Origin of the sequence: Dysosmobacter sp. HCP28S3_G4 (assembly GCF_052065175.1) — a bacterium.
GTDB lineage: Bacteria > Bacillota > Clostridia > Oscillospirales > Oscillospiraceae > Oscillibacter.
In genome coordinates this window covers 1-1072 of sequence record NZ_JBQHUP010000104.1, presented here as the reverse complement: position 1 = coordinate 1072, position 1072 = coordinate 1, and the positions used below count along the sequence as shown (strand labels likewise).

Annotated in this window: 1 protein-coding gene; it reads left to right on the top strand. The window is 53.7% G+C overall.

Going from position 1 to position 1072, the window contains the following annotated elements; translation table 11 throughout:
- Positions 1-1072 (top strand): SHIRT domain-containing protein (locus tag ACTNBU_RS12620; protein WP_441034445.1); only part of this gene is annotated, 1072 nt, incomplete at both ends.

The window sequence follows — 1072 nt, the reverse complement described above, 5'->3', positions numbered from 1 at the left end:
GATGAGAACGGCTACGTTTTCGTCAAGGTTGAGAAGATCGTCACCGAGAAGACTGTAAAGATCAACTTCTACGACGAGACTGAGGAGAAGCAGGTTGCTGAAGTTGAGATGACCGTTCCTGCTGACGCCATCGCTGTGAACACTGGCGACATGACTCTGCCTGAGGGGTATGAGTTCGCTGGCGAGGTTGGCGATCTGCCGATCCGTGACGGTTATGTCTATGTTTCCGTGAAGAAGGCTGTTCCTGCCACTAAGGACGTAACGGTTGTCTTCTATGAGGATGTCGCTACGAACGAAGTCAGCAGAACGACCATCAAGGTTGATGCCGATGCTACCTATGTGAACACCGGTAAGCTGACTGCCCCCAAGGGCTACAAGATGGTGCTGGTGGGTGATCTGACCATCGATGAGAACGGCTACGTTTTCGTCAAGGTTGAGAAGATCGTCACCGAGAAGACTGTAAAGATCAACTTCTACGACGAGACTGAGGAGAAGCAGGTTGCTGAAGTTGAGATGACCGTTCCTGCTGACGCCATCGCTGTGAACACTGGCGACATGACTCTGCCTGAGGGGTATGAGTTCGCTGGCGAGGTTGGCGATCTGCCGATCCGTGACGGTTATGTCTATGTTTCCGTGAAGAAGGCTGTTCCTGCCACTAAGGACGTAACGGTTGTCTTCTATGAGGATGTCGCTACGAACGAAGTCAGCAGAACGACCATCAAGGTTGATGCCGATGCTACCTATGTGAACACCGGTAAGCTGACTGCCCCCAAGGGCTACAAGATGGTGCTGGTGGGTGATCTGACCATCGACGAGAACGGCTACGTTTTCGTCAAGGTTGAGAAAGACATTCCAGAGTACAGCGTGACCTACAAGTACGTCGATGAAAACGGCGTTGAGAGTGTTCCCGCAGAGGCTCCGAAGAACGAGTATACCTACAGCGTTGGTCAGCAGGTGCCTCTGGCTTCTGCTCCCGATGACGTGACTGTTGGCGGCGGCGTCTGGAAGTTCCAGGGCTGGACCGTGAACGGCGTCGGCGTGAGTGGCCGTGTTCCCATGGTCGAAGGCGGTC